Source organism: uncultured Corynebacterium sp. (genome assembly GCF_937999985.1).
Classification (GTDB): Bacteria; Actinomycetota; Actinomycetes; order Mycobacteriales; family Mycobacteriaceae; genus Corynebacterium.
Genome location: NZ_CALLDG010000009.1, coordinates 1 through 3,962 on the forward strand (window position 1 = coordinate 1; position 3,962 = coordinate 3,962).

The 3,962-nt window shown below is 65.7% G+C and carries 4 protein-coding genes; all 4 read right to left on the bottom strand.

Going from position 1 to position 3,962, the window contains the following annotated elements; translation table 11 throughout:
- Positions 1-63: 63 nt before the first annotated feature.
- Positions 64-1,353, bottom strand: coding sequence for a tryptophan synthase subunit beta (gene trpB / locus Q0331_RS00335; RefSeq protein ID WP_298073848.1), 1,290 nt, complete (start codon positions 1,351-1,353; stop codon positions 64-66).
- An 18-nt stretch (positions 1,354-1,371) separates the two neighbouring features.
- Positions 1,372-2,181 (bottom strand): indole-3-glycerol phosphate synthase TrpC, encoded by an 810-nt coding sequence (gene trpC / locus Q0331_RS00340; protein WP_115737468.1) that lies wholly within the window; start codon positions 2,179-2,181, stop codon positions 1,372-1,374.
- 19 nt (positions 2,182-2,200) lie between these two features.
- Positions 2,201-2,908: a TIGR02234 family membrane protein gene (locus Q0331_RS00345; protein ID WP_298073849.1), complete on the bottom strand. Its 708-nt coding sequence runs from the start codon at positions 2,906-2,908 to the stop codon at positions 2,201-2,203.
- The coding region (locus Q0331_RS00350) for a chorismate-binding protein (protein WP_298073851.1) at positions 2,905-3,962 on the bottom strand (1,058 nt) is incomplete at its 5' end. The genes Q0331_RS00345 and Q0331_RS00350, both read right to left, overlap by 4 nt.

Consider the following 3,962-nt stretch of genomic DNA (forward strand, 5'->3'; position numbering starts at 1 on the left):
GAGTGCGGCTCTTCCCTCGGCGCGCGCGTCAGTGAAAACCTTAGAAAGTCGGGAGGTCATGGGTTAGCCGTCCTTCTCGCTCTTCTGGTCCAGCATGTCGAACCACTTCGCGGCGGTGTTGACGTCCTTGTCGCCGCGGCCGGAAATGTTCACAATCAGAGTGGCGCCCGGCTTCTCCGCGGCCACCTTGATGGCAGCGGCGACGGCGTGGGAGGACTCGATGGCGGGAATGATGCCCTCCAGGCGGGTCAGCTGCTTGAAGGCATCCATGGCCTCGGAGTCGGTGATCGGCAGGTAGCGGGCGCGCCCCTCCGCGTGCAGTTTAGAGTGCTCCGGCCCCACGCCCGGGTAATCCAACCCGGCGGAGATGGAGTGCGATTCGATGATCTGCCCGTCCTCGTCCTGCATCAGGTCGGCGTAGGAGCCCTGGAACACGCCCTGCAGCCCCAGGTTGATCGGCGCGGCGTGACGGCCGGTCTCCACACCGTCGCCCGCGGCCTCAGCGCCGACGATATCCACGCCCTCGTCCTCGATGAAGGGGTGGAACAGTCCGATCGCGTTGGAACCGCCGCCCACGCAGGCCACCACGGCGTCGGGCAGCTTGCCGGTCTCGGCCAGCAGCTGCTGGCGCGCCTCCACGCCGATCACTCGCTGCAGGTCGCGCACCATCTGCGGGAATGGGTGCGGGCCGGCGGCGGTGCCGAAGCAGTAGTAGGTGTCGTCGGCGTTGGAAACCCAGAAGCGCATGGCCTCGTTGATGGCGTCCTTCAGGGTGCGGGAGCCGATCTCCACTACCTCCACGTGGGCACCGAGCAGGCGCATGCGGGCGATGTTGAGGGCCTGACGTTCGGCGTCCACAGCCCCCATGTAGATCCGGCATTCCAGGCCGAGCAGCGCACAGGCCGTCGCCGTGGCCACACCGTGCTGGCCTGCGCCGGTCTCCGCAATCACGCGCGTCTTGCCCATGCGCTTGGCCAGCAGCACCTGCCCCAGCACGTTGTTGATCTTGTGGGAGCCGGTGTGGTTCAGGTCCTCGCGCTTTAGCCACACCTCTGCGCCTACGGCCTCGGAGAAGCGGGCAGCGTAGTACAGCGGCGACGGGCGGCCGGTGTAGGTGCGGTGCAGCTCGTCGAGCTGGTCCAGGTACCCCTGGTCCGAGCGGGCCTTCGCCCAGGCGTCGGTGATCTCCTCGATCACGGCCATGAGGGCTTCGGGGACGTAGCGGCCGCCGAAATCACCCCAGTGTCCGCGCTCGTCGGGCTCGTGGTGGGTGGCGGTCGCCAGGATCTCGCCTACCGTCGGCAGGGACTTGCCTTGCGCGTCGGCGTTCTTGAAGGTCTTCTCGGTAGTCACAGTTTTATATGCTATCGCTTAGGAATTCTTTTGGGGGCAGGCTGGGTGTTTTCCCGCTGCGGCGAGATCCCGGCACGCTTGTGCGGGGTTACCTGCGGTGACCAGACCTTCGCCGACGAGCACTGCGTCCGCGCCCGCTGCGGCATAGGCGTTGAGGTCGTTTTTATTCTTGACGCCCGACTCTGCGATCTTCACCACGTCGTCCGGAAGCAGCGGGGCGATTTTACCGAACACCTGCGGGTCGACATCCAACGTCTTGAGGTTTCGGGCGTTGACGCCGATGACCTTGGCACCGGCGGCAACAGCGCGCTCGGCCTCTTCGGCGGTGTGCACTTCCACCAGGGCGGTCATGCCCAGGGACTCGGTACGATCCAGCAGGGATTCCAGGCGCTGCTGTTCGAGTGCAGCGACGATGAGCAGCACAATGTCCGCGCCGTGCGCCCGGGCCTCGTGGATCTGGTACGGGTTCACCGTGAAGTCCTTGCGCAGCAGCGGAATGTTCACCGCGCGGCGCACCGCGTCGAAATCCTCGAGGGAGCCCTTGAAGCGGCGCTGTTCGGTGAGGCAGCTGATGGCGGTGGCTCCGTTGTCCTCATAGGCCTTCGCCAGCACTTCGGGGTCGGCGATCTCGGCGAGATCCCCCTTAGAGGGGCTGGCGCGCTTCACCTCGGCGATCAGGCTGACCCCGGGGGCGGCCAGCGCGGCGTGGGCGTCGAGAGCCGGTGGTGCGTCCAGGGACATGGCCTTGATCTCCTTGTATGGGATCTTGGCTTCCCGCTCGGCCTGGTCTTCAAGCACACCGGCGATGATCTGGTCGAGAACAGTCATGTGTGTCACACCCCTGAGCTTATCGCCCCTGCTTGGTGCGGGAGAAATCGGATTCTTCGGTCGGATCCACCCCCGCATCCAGGGCATCCCACAGCACGCGGGTTGAATCTGGATTCTCCGCGAGGTCCTCTTCCGCGTCCGCGCGGCGCACCTCCGGGGTCTCGTAGCGGCTATGCCCCTTGGATTCCTGGCCGGGCCGCAGAATCAGGATCGCGCCGCCGACCACGCCGATTGCCGCCGCTAAAAGCACCAGCACGATTCCCAGCGAGTGCACATCCCCGCTGATCACTCGCGCCCACTCGGAGATCTGCACCGGGTCGGATTCCTTCTGCGTGGCCGCGCCACTTCGCAGCAGACTCTGGGCGCGGGCCAGGTCCACGTCGCTGCTCAGCAGCTGCACGGCGCGGAAGCTGGCGGTGGCCGCCAGGGCGACAATCACCACGCCCAGCACCCGGCGGATCATGGGTTGCACGGCCATCGAGAGGATCAGCGCGGCCACCATCGCCAGCGCCAGCGGCACCAGCGCGGGATCCCACACGGATCCCACAAGCTCCTTGGTGGACGCCCCGGCCTTGTCGTCGTCAACGGCCACGGTCACGAACTTCAGGCGGCTCGCGCCCCACAGGCCCGCCGCGCTCAGCACCACGCACAGCAGCGCGATCTGTCGGATGCGCTTGGCCTTTTGGGTTACGTCCACTGTTACGTCCTCTGCCGTGCTCTTGCTCACTGCTTCTCCCCTGCGTTCTTCATGGTTTCCGCCGCAGCCACTGCCCGCAGCACCGCCGCGGCCTTGTTGCGGTTCTCCAGGTCTTCAGCTTCTGGGTCAGAGTCCGCGACGATTCCGCCGCCGGCCTGGACGTACACGGTGCCGTCCTTGTACAGCCCGGTGCGGATGGCGATGGATTGGTCGGTGTTGCCGGAGAAGTCGAAGTAGCCGACTGTGCCGCCGTAGACTCCGCGGCGCGTGTCCTCCAGCGTGTCGATGATCTTCAGCGCCGAGGGCTTCGGCGCGCCCGACAAGGTTCCGGCCGGGAACGTCGCGTTGAACGCATCCACCGCTGTCTTCCCCGCGGCCAGCTTTCCGCTAACACCGGATACCAGGTGCATCACCGCCGAGTAGCGTTCCACGTGGCGGAAGTCGTGCACCTCCACCGTGCCGGGCTCGCTGACCCGTCCTAGGTCGTTGCGACCCAGGTCCACCAGCATCAGGTGTTCGGAGTTTTCCTTCTCGTCGTTGACCAGCTCGCGTTCGAAAGCGAAGTCCTGCTCCACCGTCTCGCCGCGCGGCCTGGATCCCGCGATGGGGAACGTCGTGACATTGCCGTCACGGACCTGCACCAGCGATTCCGGGGAGGAGCCGATGATGTGGAACGCGGTGGCGTCAAAACCCTCCGTAGGTACGTTAACCAGGAACATGTAGGGCGAAGGGTTCGATACCCGCAGCATGCGATAGATGTCGATCGGGTCGACGTCGGTCTCCATTTCGAAGCGCTGTGACAGCACCACCTGGAACGCATCGCCGGCCTTAATGTGCTCCTTGACCTTGCCGATGCGCTCGCGGTGGTCATCGTAGGTGCGCTGCCTGCGGTACTTAGGCGTGGGGGTTTCGAAGGTAGTGACGCCCCCTGCCGTGCCCGTGGCCAGCCGTTCCACCATGGTGTCTAGCCGTTCCACTGCCTCGGCGTATGCCTCGTCCACCCGCTCGTCGGAGTTATCCCAGTTGATCACGCTGGCGATCAGCCAGATGGTGCCCTCGTAGTGGTCGACGACGGCCATGTCCT